We start from the raw sequence: 15,016 nt of genomic DNA, 5'->3' as shown, positions 1-15,016 counted from the left end.
CCTCAGTGCGTGGCCATGGCGGGACGGCTGCGTGCAGCGACGACGCGTCCGGCCCATGGCAAAAATTCCAGCATCAGCAACAGCAGCGCGATCCACAGGCCGGCCGTGCCGATAATGCCCATCAAGCCGTCGTTCCCCATCGGCAGGTGGTAGTCGTACAGGCCCGCGCCCGTTTTCGGGATGTTCTGGCCGCCGATGAAAATCGTCCAGCGCATCATCCAGGCGCTGTGCAGCGCGATCAGACCATTGGCCAGGCCACTCGTGGCCGGCCGCCAGATGGCCAGCGCCATCGGCACGATGGACGACAGCACCGCCCAGACGGCAGTGAGCTGCCATTGCGGCATGCCGGCCACCTGGGTAAATGCCATGCTGTGGCTGGCGCTCACGCCGGACAGACTGACGAACAGCCAGCCGCCGCCCAGGGCCAGCACCAGCGCCAGCGACAGGGCCAGCGCGCGATTCAGCGATACTTCCAGCACCTTGTCGCGCCCTGGCAGGATGCGGTTGAACAGCAGCGCCAGGCCAACCGCCCCGACAAAGGCCGTGGCGGCAAATTGCGCCGGCAGGAACGGCGTGAACCACAGGGGCCGGGCGCGCACCACCATCACTTCCATGCCCGTGTACAGGCCCACGACAAAGGCGGCGAGCAGGGTGAATGCGGCGGCGGTGACGATGGCCTTGCGCGATGCGGCGCCGCCACGTCCCAGCAGGCGGTAGGCAAAGGCCAGGCGGTCCTGGCCCAGCCCCCGCGCGGCGAAGTCCACGCGCAGCGCCAGCCACGCGTACAGCATCAGACAGCCAAGATACAGGGGAATGAAAAACGAGCCCCACGACATCCACGATTGCGGCTGGAAGTAAATGTAGAAATGGTAGAAGCGGCCCGGCCCGTGCAGGTCGGCCAGCAACGCCACGGGCGCCGTCATGCCGCAGACGAGGGACGCCAGAAGCGCGATGCGTCCCAGGCGTTCATACGCCTTGCGGCCGAAGACGAAATACGGCAGGGTCAGCATGAAGCTGCCGTAACTGAGGCCGATGAGGAAAAAATACTGCACCGCCCACGGCAGCCATGCCGCTTCGCGCGTGACGTTGAGAATTTCGGTGATGTGGCTGTCCATGGTTTATTTCCCGTGTTTGCTCGGTTGCCAAAGAGTCGCTTCGCCTTCGACGTGGCCGGCGAAGCGCGTGTCCAGTCCCAGGTAGAACACGTGGGGCTGGGTGCCCTGCTCGGGTTTCAGCACCTTGACCTTGTTCTCGGTCAGCAGCTGGTGCACCATGCTTTCCGGATCATTCAGGTCGCCAAAGATGCGCGCGCCGCCCACGCAGGTTTCCACGCAGGCCGGCAGCAAGCCTTCGTCGACCCGGTGCGCGCAGAACGTGCATTTGTCGGCCTTGCCCGTCTCATGGTTGATGAAGCGCGCGTCGTACGGGCAGGCCTGCACGCAGTAGGCGCAGCCCACGCAGCGGTCGCCGTCGACGACGACGACGCCATCCTTGCGCTGGAAGGTGGCGCCCACGGGACAGACGGGGATGCAGGGAGGATTGGCGCAGTGGTTGCACAGGCGCGGCAACATGTAGGTGCCGCAGCGGTTCTCTTCCTTGACTTCATAGGTCGAGACGACGGTGCGGAAGCTGTTTTCCGGCGCGGCGTTTTCCATGATGCAGGACACGGTGCACGCCTGGCAGCCGATGCACTTCTGCACGTCGACCACCATCGCCCAGCGCTGCCCGCCCTCGCCCCTGGTGGCGGCCTTGCCGGGCAGCGGCGCGATGGCCGCCCCGACGGTAATGGCGGGCAAGGCGCGCAAGAAACTGCGGCGCGATTCGATCATGACACTCTCCTTGACTATGGGCGGCAAGCCCTTGTTGACTTGCTGCCATGATAGAAAAGAAGGCGCTACGGGGATATTGGGGGGATCGTGCGGAAGCCTAGATGATCATGCCGATTGACAAAGGGAGAATATTGGGGTCAGACCCGGCGGGGGAACGCACCCCAGTGGGGCGTGTTGCGATCGCGAAGCGACTGGCCCCAAAATGAGGGTTACAGCTCGTCGAGCGAATACAGCCGGCGGTGCTCGCGGATTGCGTAACGATCCGTCATGCCGGCGATGTAGTCGGCGATCTTGCGCGCCTGCTGCGTCACATTGCCATCCTTGAGCTGATAGTCGGGCGGCAGCAGCGCCGGTTCGGCCATGAAGCTGTCGTACAGTTCGCGCACGATGCGGCTCGCCTTCACGCGCATGCGGTTGACCTGGTAATGGCGATACAGGTTCGCCCGCAAGAAGCGCTTGAGCTCCGTCGCGTCCGTGCGCATGGCGTCCGAAAAACGGATCAGCGGCGCACTGGCGCGCACTTCGCTGACGTCGCGGGGAGCGGCTTCCGCAATCAGGGCGGTCGAGGTGACGATCAGGTCGTCGGCCAGGGCCGTGATCAGGCGGCGCAGGGTTTCATAGATGGCGCGCCGGCCGGACAGGCCGGGAAACGCCTGCTGCACATCGCGCCACAGGCGGCCGAAGAATGCCACTTCTTCCAGCTGCTTGATGGTGATCAGGCCGGAGCGCAGGCCATCGTCGATATCGTGGCTGTTGTAGGCGATTTCATCGGCCAGATTGGTCAGCTGCGCTTCCAGGGTCGGTTGCGTGCGGTCGATGAAGCGCTGGGCCACGGGACCCAGTTCGCGCGCATGCGCCAGCGAGCAGTGCTTCAAGATGCCTTCGCGCGTCTCGAACATCAGGTTCAGGCCATCGAAGGCGCCGTAATGCTCTTCCAGGGTGTCGACCACGCGCAGGCTTTGCAGGTTGTGCTCGAAGCCGCCGTGCGCCTGCATGCATTCATTGAGCACGTCCTGGCCTACGTGGCCGAACGGCGTGTGGCCCAGGTCATGCGCGAGCGCAATGGCTTCCACCAGGTCTTCGTTCAGGCGCAGGTTGCGCGCAATCGAGCGGCCGACCTGCGCCACTTCCAGGCTGTGCGTCAGGCGCGTGCGGAACAGGTCTCCCTCGTGATTGAGGAAAACCTGGGTCTTGTATTCGAGGCGGCGGAAGGCCGAGGAATGGATGATGCGGTCGCGGTCGCGCTGGAACTGGCTGCGCGAAGCGTGCGCCGCCTCGGCAAAGCGACGTCCCTGCCCCTGTGCCGAATGGGCCGCATACGGGGCGAGGAAGTCTTCCGGCGTCATGATTACTGTACTCCGGCGGCCAGGGTGGCCAGCACCAGTTCATGCGGCGCGGATGTGATGCACGGGCTGCCCAGCGGTTTCAACAGGATGAACTTGAGGGCGCCGCCCTCGTTCTTTTTGTCCACTTCCATCAATTCCAGCCAGCGCTCGACACCGAGGTCGGGCGCCTTGACGGGCAGGCCGGCGGCGGCCACCAGCGCGCGCATGCGGTCCACGGCCGGCCGGTCGATATAGCCCATGCGGCACGACAGGTCGGCCGCCATGACCATGCCGCAGCCGACGGCTTCGCCGTGCAGCCAGTGGCCGTAGCCCAGGCCCGCCTCGATGGCGTGGCCGAAAGTGTGGCCGAAGTTCAGGATGGCGCGCAGGCCGCCTTCGCGCTCGTCCTGGCGCACCACGTCGGCCTTGATTTCGCACGAGCGGGCGATCGCATACGCGAGCGCGCCCTTGTCGCGCGCCATCAGCTTGCCCATGTTCGCCTCGATCCAGTCGAAAAACGCCGCGTCGATGATGGCGCCATGCTTGATCACTTCGGCCAGGCCGGCCGACAGCTCGCGCGCCGGCAGGGTTTCCAGGGTCGAGGTATCGGCGATCACGGCGCGCGGCTGGTAGAACGCGCCGATCATGTTCTTGCCCAGCGGGTGGTTGATGCCCGTCTTGCCGCCGACGGAGGAATCGACCTGCGCCAGCAAGGTGGTGGGCACCTGCACGAAGCCGATGCCGCGCATGTAGCTGGCCGCCGCGTAACCGGTCAGGTCGCCGATCACGCCGCCGCCCAGGGCCACCAGGGTGGTCTTGCGGTCGCATTTATTGGCCAGCAGCGCGTCGAAGATCTGCATCAGGCTGGCCCAGTTCTTATATTCTTCACCGTCCGGCAGGACGATGCTGATCACTTCGCGGCCATCGCTGGCCAGCGCCGCCTGCAGGCGGCCCAGGTACAGCGGCGCGACGGTGGTATTGGTGACGATGGCCACCTTGTGGCCGCTGATATGGCGCAGCAGCGCATCGGCGTCGGCCAGCAGGCCGGGACCGATGGCGATCGGATAACTGCGTTCGTCGAGGTCTACGCTCAACAACATTTTGGATTGCTCGTTCATCGAAGGCTCTGCATGAATGACGCAGTTGGGCGAGGCCTCGCATTCGAGGCTGGCCAGCTGCATCAGGATGGTCTGAACCATCGATTGTACGTTAGGACGGCCCGTGTCGATGACAATGTCGGCCACTTCCATGTAATGGGGTTCGCGCTGCGCCGTCAATTCTTCCAGCTTCTTGCGCGGGTCGGCCGTCTGCAGCAGGGGGCGGTTCTTGTCATGGCTGGTGCGCGCCAGGATGTTGCTGACGCTGGCGCGCAGGTACACGACCGTGCCCCGCTCCTTCAGGTAGGCGCGGCTGTCGGCGTTGAGAATAGCCCCGCCGCCGGTCGCCATGACGATGCCTTCCTGGGCGCTCAGGTCGCGGATGACTTCGGCCTCGCGCCGGCGAAAGCTCGCTTCCCCCTCGATTTCGAAGATCCACGGAATGGTCGCCCCCGTGCGCGCCTCGATCTCGTGGTCGGAATCGACAAAGCGCAAGCCCAGCTTGCGGGCCAGGATGCGCCCGATCGTGGTTTTGCCTGCGCCCATGAGGCCTACTAAAAACAGATTTTGCATTTGCTGCGACAATTAATTTGGGTTACGACAATCAGTGGCCTGCCCATACGGACTGATGACGCCTGGAGGGGAAACATCCAGGCGGTTAAAGTCCGTAGCCAGCCCCGGAAGCAAAGTGTAACCGACATAAGTTGCCTCCGTCCCGGAACTATTGCCACGAATCGTCAATTCGACGTCCAGCCAGTTGGCCCTGTCGCGCGGATAAGTCAACGTCACGTTCGCCGTTCCCGTGCTGTCTGTCTTGCCGCCCGTCGACAAATTCAGGGGAATGCCGGGGTCGAGGCGGCCATTCAGGTTCAAATCATTATTCGGATCCAGCGTACCGCTGCGATCCTTGTCTTCATTGTCACATGCCAGCGATGCCGCCACAACCCACGCGGTGGCGGCCTGCGAATACTGCAGGTAGCCCTTGTAGTAATGACGGGGCCAGGCGGCCGCGGTGATGATCACATCGGGCACCGGGTTGCCGGCAGCGTCCGTCACGAACACGGTATAGGTCTTGCGATAGGTGCTGCTGTCCGAGGCGTCAAGCGCATTGCCGCTGCCGGCGCTGATGAACAGCGCCTTCTTGGTCACCGTCAGCTTGACGGTGGCGGCATTGTTCGACACCCCTTGCAACTGCGCCTTGACGACCACGCCATCGACACCCGTCGTAGCCTGGCCGGCAATATAGCTGACCGTCGCCATGCCGTCGCTGTCGGTCGCGACCACGGACGGCGAACTCAGTGAGCCGTTGCTGGCGTCGCTCAGAATGGAGAAGCTGACCTGGGCATTCTTGACCAGGTTGTTTTGTGCCGTGCCATCGCGCACGATGGCGCGCAGGGCGCTGCGCTGCGCGGTGCTGCCGGCCGTATTGACGCCGATGACGGCTGGATCGGCCTGCAGGCTGATGCTGGCCTGGGCCGTCAGCGGCGCCACAAACTCCACGTCCGACTGTACCGAAACGCCGCTGCCTTCGTATTTTGCCGTGAGCGCGGTCAGGCCGGCGCCGCTGGCCTGAACGTAGGCGATGGCGTTGCCGCCGACCAGCGTCAACGGCGCTTGCAAGGCTATGCCGCAGGCGGCGTCCTGGTAGATGGTGCCGCGCGACGTACTGAAACGCACATTGCCCGTCTGTGGTACGCCAGCCACATCGCTGTGCACCGCGACCGCATAGCAGGTATTCGTCGCCAGCGTGGTCAGCGCCACATTCGAACCCGATACAGCGTTAATCGTGAAATTGGAGGCATTGATTGCGACAGGCAGCAGGACGCTGTCGCCCTGCGCCTTGACGCTGATGCTGTCGCTGCTGCCCGCCTGGGCGTTGTAGCTCAGCACCAACTGGCCGTTGTTGTCCGTCAGGGCCGGACTGGAACCGCCGCCCTTCACCGTCAATGCATTGACCTGGGCACTGAACGCCACCGATTTGCCCACCAGCGGATTTCCGCTCGAATCGACCAGCTTGACCACCATGTCGGTGCTCGTCTTCAGGTTCACCGTCGAAAAGGCGCTGATGACCAGTTTGGTGCCGCTGACGCCGACATCCGTGCTGGCCGTTTGCGCGCCGGCGCTGGCTGTGACCTTGATCGTGCGCAAGCTGGCGTCGCCGCCCGTATTCAGGCTGACCGACGCCTGCCCCTGCGCATTGGTGCTGACCTGCGTTGCCCCCAGCGCGCCCGAACTGGCACTGAATGTCACGCTGGCATTGGGCACCACGGCATTGTTGGCATCCTTGACAAACGCGATCACGTTAACACCGGTTCCGCCCGACGAAGCCAGGGTGCCGCCGGAAGACGTCAGCAACAGGCTGGCGATACCGGAAGTGACGGGCACGACCTTCACCACCACCGGAAGCGATTCCACACCACCACTGCTGGCCTTGATGGTGATGTCGCGCAGCGAGGCGTCGCCCTTGACGCTGAGTTTTTCCGTCACCGTGCCGTTCGCATCAGTGACGCGGCTGGTATTGCTGATGGTGCCTGAACTGGCGGTAAATGAAACCGTCTGCCCTTGCATGGCGTTATTACTGGCATTTTTAACAATAGCCGTCAGCACCACTTCCGTACCGTCCGCCCCCGACGCCACTATCGTTGTCGCACTGGCAATCAATGCCACGCTGCCGACACCGGCATTCGCCCCATCCTTGACGCCCAGGGTCGGATCGCCGCCGCCGCCGCCGCAGGCGGCCAGTACAGCGCTCATGACGAGCAAGGCCAGCCAATTCAATGCCCTGCCCCAAGAAATATTGCCTAAAGAAAAATTCCGCATAGTCGCCATCAGTCCGCTTTCGTCTGCATTGTTACTTAAACGTAAAGATGTGACATTAACGTGTTGCTGGCCGATCTGCCACTATTTTCGGTGTAATAAACACCATCAGTTCCGTTTTTTCTTGACTGCGACCCGTGCTGCGGAAAAAAACACCGAGCAAGGGGATGTCGCCAAGAAGCGGCACCTTGCTGTCCGTGCCCCGTTCCGACTGCTGATAAATACCACCCAGCACCACCGTGCCGCCGTCTTCGACCATCACCTGCGTGCGCACATGCTTGGTGTCGATGGCGAAGCCGGAACGGGTTTCCTGGCCCACGCTATCCTTGTTGACGTCCACTTCCAGCACCACGTTGCCATCCGGCGTGATCTGCGGCGTCACCTCCAGGCGCAAGTTGGCCTTGCGAAACGTGATCGATGTGGCGCCGCTGCTGGTGGCCACCTGGTACGGCAATTCGATGCCCTGCTCGATCAGCGCCAGCACCTTGTCGGCCGTCACCACGCGGGGGCTGGAAATGATCTTGCCCTTGCCATCGGCTTCCAGCGCAGACAGCTCCAGGTTCAAAAACCGGTTGGCGGCCGCCGAAAACAGGCTCAGGGCGAAACTGGCCGGCTGCAAGCCATTGATGCTGGCGGCCGGCAAGTTGACGAACTGCGTGTTCGGCACGAAGGCGCCGCTGCCGGCCACCGTTTGCCCCGTCGCCTCGCCCACGCCCTGGTAGCTGCCGCCGATGGCCGCGCGGCGGCCGCTGCCGCCCAGCGAAAAGCCGGGCGCCTGGCCCGCCGCCAGGCGCTGGTCCGTAAAGCCCAGGCGCGCACCAAGGTTGCGGCTGAAACTGTCGTTCGCCTCGACGATGCGCGCCTCGATCATCACTTGCCGTGTGGCAATATCCGTCCTGGCGATCAGCAAGCGGATCTGTTCCAGGCGCGCCGGCACGTCCGTCACGAACAGCTGGTTCGTGCGCGGCTCGATCAGCACGCTGCCACGGCGCGACAGCAGGCGGCTGCGCCCCTCGCCCGCATCGAGGCCGAACACCGTGCGGAATGCTTCGGCCTTCTGGTAATTGAGCTGGAAGATGGCCGATTGCAACGGTTCCAGTTCCGCGATCTGCGCGCGCGTTTCGAGCTCCAGCTTTTCGCGCGCGAGGATTTCCTCGCGCGGCGCGATCCACAGCACGTTGCCATTGCGCCGCATGTCCAGGCCCTTGGCCTGCAGCAGCACATCGAGCGCCTGGTCCCACGGCAAGTCGCGCAGGCGCAGGGTCACGTTGCCCGCCACGCTGTCGCTGGCGATGATGTTTTGCCCGGACGCATCGGCCAGGATGTGCAGGGCCGCGCGCACGCCCACGTTCTGGAAGTCGACGGAAATTTTCTCGCCCGCATACAGGCGCGGGGCCGACACATGCACCACGGCCTCCTGGGCCAGGCCGCTGGCATGCAGGCACAGCAGTGTGGCCACGAGCATGCGGCGCGGCTTCACGGCGCCGCCTCGGGCAGGCTGGCCTTCGCTCCCGCCGCCTGCAAGGCCAGGCTGCCGCGCCGTTCATGCCAGGAACCGTCCGCCTCGCGCAGCAGTTCACGGTACTGCACGGCCTGTTCGCTGATGGCCGTCACGACGCCATGATCCTGCCCCAGATGCTGGCCCACCTCCACCCGGTGCACATGCTGCCCCGCCTGCACCAGCGCGCTCAGGCGGTCGGCGTGGCGCACGCTGCCCACCATGGCAAGGGCTGGCATGGCCACGCTTTCCAGCGGTTCGCGCGGACGGCGCAGATCCGGGCCGGCCACGCCGGCCGTTGCTGGCGGCGGCCCCGCAAGCGGCGCGCCGAACGGATCGGGCAAGGCCGCGCCTTCATATGCACGCGGCACGAAGACGGGCGCCGCCTGCCAGGCCAGTGACGCGGGCCGGGCCGGCGGCGGCACACGGGCTTGCGCGGCCCGCTCCCGCGCATCAGGCAGACGATACGCATGCAGCATGGCGTCGAGAGTCAGCATGCCATCCTTGCCACCAGTCAACGCCAACTCGTGCACGGTCACGATGCGCGGCAGGCGCGCCAGGTCCGCCATCAGCGCGCCCATGGCGTGATAGCCGCCACGCAGCTGGACGGCAATCGGCAGCGCCACGTAATGCGCCTGCGGCTGGGGCGCACCGGGCTTGAACAGGGCAAACTGCAGGCCCCGCGCCCGGCCCGCCTCATTGATATCAGACAAGAGCACCGCCAGTTGCTGGCTGTCCGGCAGTTGCTGTTCCAGCTTGGCGAGCTCGGCACTGGCCAGGTGCTGCTGTTCACGCCAGCGCGGCAGGTGACCCGCCTGGGCCCTGGCCAGAAAATAGGCGCTGCGCAGGCGCGCCTCCTCGCCGTGCGCGGCCTGTACGGCGGACAGCAATCCTTCGATCCAGGCCAGGTGCAGCAGCGCGGCCGCCAGTGCCGCGCTCAGGGCGGCGCAGGCGAGGCGCGCCGGCAGAGGCCACAGCGACGCTTTTTTCAGGCTCAGCATGATCAGCCTCCTCTGTCTAGGATGGCGGGGCCGACGCCGCCGGCGCCGGCCATACCAGCCGTATCGTCCACTCCACCGCACCGTCGGCCACGCCGCGCACTTCCAGCAGTTCCGGCTGCGACGCTGGTGCCGCCTCGGCCAGCGCCAGCAGCAATGCCGCGACGTGGTCCTGCGCCAGCGCATGCCCTTGCAGACGCAGCATTGCAGCCTCCTGGCGCACGCTGCGCAAGACCACGCCGGCCGGCATGGACCGCGCCAGGACTTCGAGCATGTGCACCCAGGCATTGCGTTGTTCTTGCAATACGACAATAGCCTGCCGGCGCGCCAGCACCGCCGCCGTCTCGTCCTGCACCCGCTTGCCCGTGGCAAGGACTGCCGCCACCTGCTGCGTGGCGCGACGCCAACCCTCCTGGCGCCGGAGCGATTCGCCAAGGCTGGCCTGCAGCCAGAGCGCCGTGGCCAGCGCCAGCAGCCATCCCAGCCCGGCGCCGCCGGTCAGCAGCCACAGCAGTGCTTGGACACGTCGGCGGCGCGCCGCCTGGCGGTACGGCAAGAGGTTGACGCGCTGTCCCTGCGCCGCGGTCTTCATCGGGCGTACCGGTGCAAGGCCAGGCCCCAGGCCAGCTGGTAGGCCGCGCCGCCTTCGGGCAAGGCTTGCCAGCCGCCCTGCGCGCTGGCCGCCTGCAAGGCCAGCGCCTCGCTATCCATGACGACGGCCAGCAAGCCGGCCGCCCTGGCCGCGTCGAGACGGCGCTGCACGCTGGCGCGCCGCGCCGCCACCAGCAGCACGTCAACCTCCTTGCCTGTGGTACCGGCCAGCGGCGGCGCGGGGCCGAGAATGAAAAAGTCCAGGTTGGCGTCTTCCAGCGCGAACGGCATGTATTGCGCCGCTTCCAGCTCGACGAGGATTTCCAGTTGCTCTTCCGGCAATCCGGCAGGCAGGCGGATCGCATGCGTGATCAGGGCTGTGGCCGGCATGGCCAGCGCCACCCGCGTGCAAGCACTGCCACTGTCACGGTGGGCCTGGCGCAAGGCATCCGCCAGGCCCGCCATGTCTTCGACGTTACCCTCCAGTATCACGCCGGGCGCCAGCGCGGCGGCGCCGCAATGGCGGCACGACAGCATGCCGCGCCGGCGGACCAGCTCGACGACACGCACGGCGTCTTGCCCTATGTCAACGCCGAGCAAGCCCCTGGCAAGAAGACTGCTGATGGATATGTTTTTCATGGAGAAACGTCACTGCGCGATAGCCGCTGTCAGCAGAAATCCTAGTCCCGGTGGCGATCGCTTGTAAATGCATTTCACGCCCGAGTCTGCGGCGTGCGGCGCCTATCTGGCCCGGCTGTGATCTGGCGCAGATTAATTGTTACCAAATCCTGGTTGCCAGCCGGCCAATACACGCTTATATAGAGTATCGGCAAGTTTCGACACTGCCCCAGGCAAGCGCCACGGCGCGCTGCCAGCCCGGCAAGCTCGCTTATAATTGACCGGCATAATTAACCGAAAGACATTAGACGCATGACATCTTCATCCTCCGCTGGCAACGCCGGCTCGAAACCGCCCCAGAAGGGCAGCAAACCCAAACGCTTCCTGCTGATGGCCCTGCTCTCATTCCTGGGCCTGGGCGTGGTCGGCGTGCTGCTGGTGGTCTTCGGCCTGGCCATGGCTTATCCGAACCTGCCCGCGCTCGACACCCTGACCGACTACAAGCCCAAGATGCCGCTGCGGATTTTCACGTCCGACAGCGTGTTGATCGGCGAGTTCGGCGAAGAACGGCGTAACATGGTGCACATCAAGGATATTCCCGATGTCATGAAGAAAGCCGTGCTGGCCATCGAGGATGACCGCTTCTATGAACATGGCGGCGTCGACTATCTGGGCATCACGCGCGCGGCCCTGCACAACCTGACGGGCGGCGCCAAGCAAGGCGCCTCGACCATCACGCAGCAGGTGGCGCGCAATTTCTTCCTGTCCAGCGAACAGACCTTGAAACGCAAGGCATATGAAGTCTTGCTGGCCTGGAAGATCGAGAAGAACCTGAGCAAGGACCAGATCCTGGAAGTGTATATGAACCAGATTTATCTGGGACAGCGCGCCTACGGCTTCGCCTCGGCAGCGCAAATCTATTTCGGCAAGAATATCCAGGACCTCACTGTGGCCGAAGCGGCCATGCTGGCCGGCCTGCCGAAGGCGCCGTCGGCCTACAACCCCGTCGTCAATCCGAAACGCGCGCGCATGCGCCAGCAATACATCCTGCAGCGCATGGCGCAGCTGGGCTACATCACGCCAGAGCAATACACGGAAGCCAAGAATGAAGAGCTGAAAGTGAAAACCGACAGCAGCGCCTTCGGCGTGCACGCGGAATATGTGTCGGAAATGGCGCGCCAGCTGGTCTACGAGCAATTCAAGGAAGACACCTACACGCGCGGCCTGAACGTCTACACCACCATCACCAAGGCCGACCAGGACGCCGCCTATATCGCCCTGCGCAAGGGCGTGATGGATTACGAGAAACGCCACGGCTACCGCGGCCCGGAAGCCTACATCGAGATTCCGAAAACCAAGGCCGAAGCCGACGACGCCATCGAGACGGAACTGGCCGACCACCCGGACAGCGATGACATCATCGCCGCCATGGTGCTGCAGGCTTCGCCCAAGTCCATCCAGGCCGTCACCTCGGCCGGCGAGGAAATCACCATTACCGGTCCCGCCCTGACCTTCGGCGCAGCCTGGCTGTCGGAAAAGGCGGCGCCGAACCGCCGCATCAAGCGCGGCGCCGTGATCCGCGTCATGCAAGAAGGCAACACCTGGGTCTTGACGCAGATGCCGGAAGTGCAATCGGCGTTTGTGTCGGCCAGCACCACGGACGGCGCCATCCGCGCCATGGTGGGCGGCTTCGATTACAACCGCAACAAGTTCAACCACGTCACGCAGGCGTGGCGCCAGCCCGGCTCGGCCTTCAAGCCCTTCATCTATTCCGCTTCGCTGGAACGGGGCCTGTCGCCGGCCACCATCATCAACGATGCGCCGATCTCGTTCGACGCGGGCCAGACGGGCGGCCAGGCGTGGGAACCGAAGAACTACGACAGCAAGTACGATGGCCCGATGACCATGCGCAAGGGCTTGATGAAATCGAAAAACATGATTTCCATCCGCATCCTGCACAAGATCGGCGCCAAGTACGGCCAGGAATACGCGACGCGCTTCGGCTTTGACGCGGACAAGAACCCGCCCTACCTGACCCTGGCCCTGGGCGCCGGCAACGTGACGCCGCTGCAGATGGCCGGCGCGTATGCTGTATTCGCCAACGGCGGCTACAAGATCAACCCGTATCTGATCGCCAAGGTGACCGATAGCGACGGCAATGTCCTGTCGCAAGCCAAGCCGGACCTGGCGGGCGAGGAAGCCAACCGCGTCATCGACGAGCGCAATGCCTTCATGATGAACAGCATGCTCAACGACGTGGTGCGCTTCGGCACGGCGAATAAAGCCATGGCATTGAAGCGCCCTGACCTGGCGGGCAAGACGGGCACCACCAACGATTCCATCGATGCGTGGTTTGCCGGCTACCAGGCCAAGCTGGTCGGCATCGCCTGGATCGGCTACGACCAGCCGCGCAACCTTGGCAACCGGGAAACGGGCGGCGGCCTGGCCTTGCCGATCTGGATCAACTACATGGCCAAAGCCCTGAAAAGCATTCCCGTCGAGGAACGTGCCGTGCCGGAAGGCCTGATCCATGTGGGCGACGAGTATTACTACGCGGAAAATCCACCGGGCACGGGCGTAGGCAGCCTGGAAGGCGCGGCGCGCGGCACGCCGGAGGAAGAGAAAGCCAAGGAAGCCGTCAAGAACGAATTGTTCTAAAAACACCCAACCAGACCTGCTGCGCGTCGCGCTTTGCGGTTTCAGATGCTCACTGTGCTAAAGCACAGCTCCGCTTCTCAACCGCAAATCCCATCCGCTCGCTACGGTTTTGTTAGGTGTTTAATGTCCAGTCCTAAAATAGGTTGACAGTATTTATTGCTGCACAAACGCCCGATGCACCGCATCGGGCGTTTTGTACTTCAAGGCCGTATGTGGTCGTTCCTGGTTGTATATCCGCACCGATTGCGCCACCATTTTGCTCGCCTGTTTGTGTCCAGTCCTAAAATAGGTTGACAGTATTTATTGCTGCACAAACGCCCGATGCACCGCATCGGGCGTTTTGTACTTCAAGGCCGTATGTGGTCGTTCCTGGTTGTATATCCGCACCGATTGCGCCACCATTTTGCTCGCCTGTTTCAGGTCTGCAGGTCGATTCAGCAAGAACTCGCCTTTCAGAATGCCGTTGATACGTTCGGCCAGCGCATTCTGATAGCAGTCGTAGCCGTCGGTCATGGAGCAAGTCAGTCCATGACGACGATGAATTTCTTGATAGTAAGTCGAGCAGTACTGGATGCCCCTGTCTGAATGATGGATCAGCGGCRTCTTGCGCTGTCGTGCTCGCAGGGCCATCTTCAAGGCCTCGCTGACCTCTTCGGTTTGCAGGCTTGCGTGCACGTGATAGCCCACGATCTTGCGCGAATACGCATCCGTTACCAAGCTCAGATAGACGAATTTTCCGGCGGTCGGGAGATACGTGATATCGGCTACCCACACCTGCTCCGGCCGCGTGGCGAGCACTTGTCCCGGCCCCTCCTTGAGTAAATTGGGATGGCGCCGGAAGCGGTGATGGCTATTCGTGGTCTTATGATAGGCCCGCTGTGGTTGCACCAGCAGCCGCTCCTGGCGCAAGATATCAAAGAGTCCATCGCGTCCCAATTTGATTTTTGCACCGGAAAAGGCTGCACCGAGCATGCTGTGCAGCTTGCGCGTGCCGATGCGTGGCTGGCGCAGGCGTATCGGCTGCACCAGCTTGACGACAGTTTGCGCCCTGTCCAGGCAATGTCGCTCGCGCTGACRGCGCTGGTAATACGCTTGGCGGCTGATGCCGACACAGCGGCAGGCCCGTTCGACGCTTAATCCTTCGACTTGCTTGCGCGCGATGACCTGCCCAAAGGCTTTTTTACCGGCACCCCGTATTCGTCACGCAGGACGTCGAGAACCGCCTCGAACAGCGCGGATTTCTGTTTTTCTTCCTTGAGCTGACGCTCCAGCTCCTTGATGCGCTGCTCTGGCGTCAGTGGCCTGGCTGGTGTGTCTGTCATGGTCGCTCYCCGTTGGCTTCGGCCCCTGGGATGCGTCCAATCCTGCAGGCCGTGTTTGCGACACCATACCAAAACTGTCGACCGACCCTGTATTCCGTAGCGCGTTTGCGCCTGCTTGTACGTCATCTCGCCTTTTTCAACCTGCTCGACAACGCTCAATTTAAAAGCCAGGCTGTAATCTCGCTGACTGCGTCGAAACCCTTGTTCCATCGGACACTCCTTCTCTGTAACGAAAAAGTGTCAACTTATTCCAGGACGGGTCA

General features: G+C 63.6%; 9 protein-coding genes and 2 pseudogenes. 1 reads left to right on the top strand and 10 read right to left on the bottom strand.

Features of this window, described 5'->3' with window-relative positions:
- Positions 1 to 2: 2 nt before the first annotated feature.
- The 9 genes and pseudogenes from nrfD to pilM all read right to left on the bottom strand — a co-directional run bounded on the left by nrfD (position 3) and on the right by pilM (position 10,794).
- Complete coding sequence (nrfD, locus tag CBW50_RS11760; RefSeq protein ID WP_086145723.1) at positions 3 to 1,115, bottom strand: NrfD/PsrC family molybdoenzyme membrane anchor subunit; 1,113 nt, start codon at positions 1,113 to 1,115, stop codon at positions 3 to 5.
- A gap of 3 nt (positions 1,116 to 1,118) precedes the next feature.
- Positions 1,119 to 1,829, bottom strand: coding sequence for a sulfate reduction electron transfer complex DsrMKJOP subunit DsrO (gene dsrO, locus CBW50_RS11755; RefSeq protein ID WP_086145722.1), 711 nt, complete (start codon positions 1,827 to 1,829; stop codon positions 1,119 to 1,121).
- Positions 1,830 to 2,038: 209 nt separating this feature from the next.
- Positions 2,039 to 3,175: a deoxyguanosinetriphosphate triphosphohydrolase gene (locus tag CBW50_RS11750; protein ID WP_086145721.1), complete on the bottom strand. Its 1,137-nt coding sequence runs from the start codon at positions 3,173 to 3,175 to the stop codon at positions 2,039 to 2,041.
- Between the two features lie 2 nt (positions 3,176 to 3,177).
- Positions 3,178 to 4,824: a bifunctional shikimate kinase/3-dehydroquinate synthase AroKB gene (gene aroKB, locus CBW50_RS11745; RefSeq protein ID WP_086145778.1), complete on the bottom strand. Its 1,647-nt coding sequence runs from the start codon at positions 4,822 to 4,824 to the stop codon at positions 3,178 to 3,180.
- Positions 4,825 to 4,836: 12 nt separating this feature from the next.
- Complete coding sequence (locus CBW50_RS11740) at positions 4,837 to 7,005, bottom strand: Ig-like domain-containing protein (RefSeq protein WP_226936294.1); 2,169 nt, start codon at positions 7,003 to 7,005, stop codon at positions 4,837 to 4,839.
- A 121-nt stretch (positions 7,006 to 7,126) separates the two neighbouring features.
- Positions 7,127 to 8,458, bottom strand: a pseudogene (locus tag CBW50_RS11735) (type IV pilus secretin PilQ); the annotation flags it as partial.
- A gap of 86 nt (positions 8,459 to 8,544) precedes the next feature.
- Complete coding sequence (locus CBW50_RS11730; RefSeq protein WP_086145719.1) at positions 8,545 to 9,567, bottom strand: pilus assembly protein PilP; 1,023 nt, start codon at positions 9,565 to 9,567, stop codon at positions 8,545 to 8,547.
- A gap of 16 nt (positions 9,568 to 9,583) precedes the next feature.
- On the bottom strand, positions 9,584 to 10,156 hold the full coding sequence (locus CBW50_RS11725) for a PilN domain-containing protein (protein WP_086145718.1): 573 nt from the start codon (positions 10,154 to 10,156) through the stop codon (positions 9,584 to 9,586).
- Positions 10,153 to 10,794 (bottom strand): pilus assembly protein PilM, encoded by a 642-nt coding sequence (pilM, locus tag CBW50_RS11720; protein ID WP_086145717.1) that lies wholly within the window; start codon positions 10,792 to 10,794, stop codon positions 10,153 to 10,155. Before pilM ends, CBW50_RS11725 begins: the two co-directional genes overlap by 4 nt.
- A gap of 291 nt (positions 10,795 to 11,085) precedes the next feature.
- On the opposite strand from pilM, the gene CBW50_RS11715 reads away from it, so the two are divergent.
- Entirely contained in the window at positions 11,086 to 13,431 is a 2,346-nt protein-coding gene (locus CBW50_RS11715; protein ID WP_086145716.1) for a penicillin-binding protein 1A, read from the top strand.
- 153 nt (positions 13,432 to 13,584) lie between these two features.
- Here the strand turns inward: CBW50_RS11715 and CBW50_RS11705 are convergent.
- Positions 13,585 to 14,963 (bottom strand): annotated as a pseudogene (locus tag CBW50_RS11705) (IS3 family transposase).
- Positions 14,964 to 15,016 lie beyond the last annotated feature (53 nt).

This window comes from Janthinobacterium sp. GW458P, from assembly GCF_002127585.1.
GTDB lineage: Bacteria > Pseudomonadota > Gammaproteobacteria > Burkholderiales > Burkholderiaceae_D > Janthinobacterium.
Note: the sequence above shows the minus strand (reverse complement) of the source record. Positions and strands in the feature narration are given on the sequence as shown.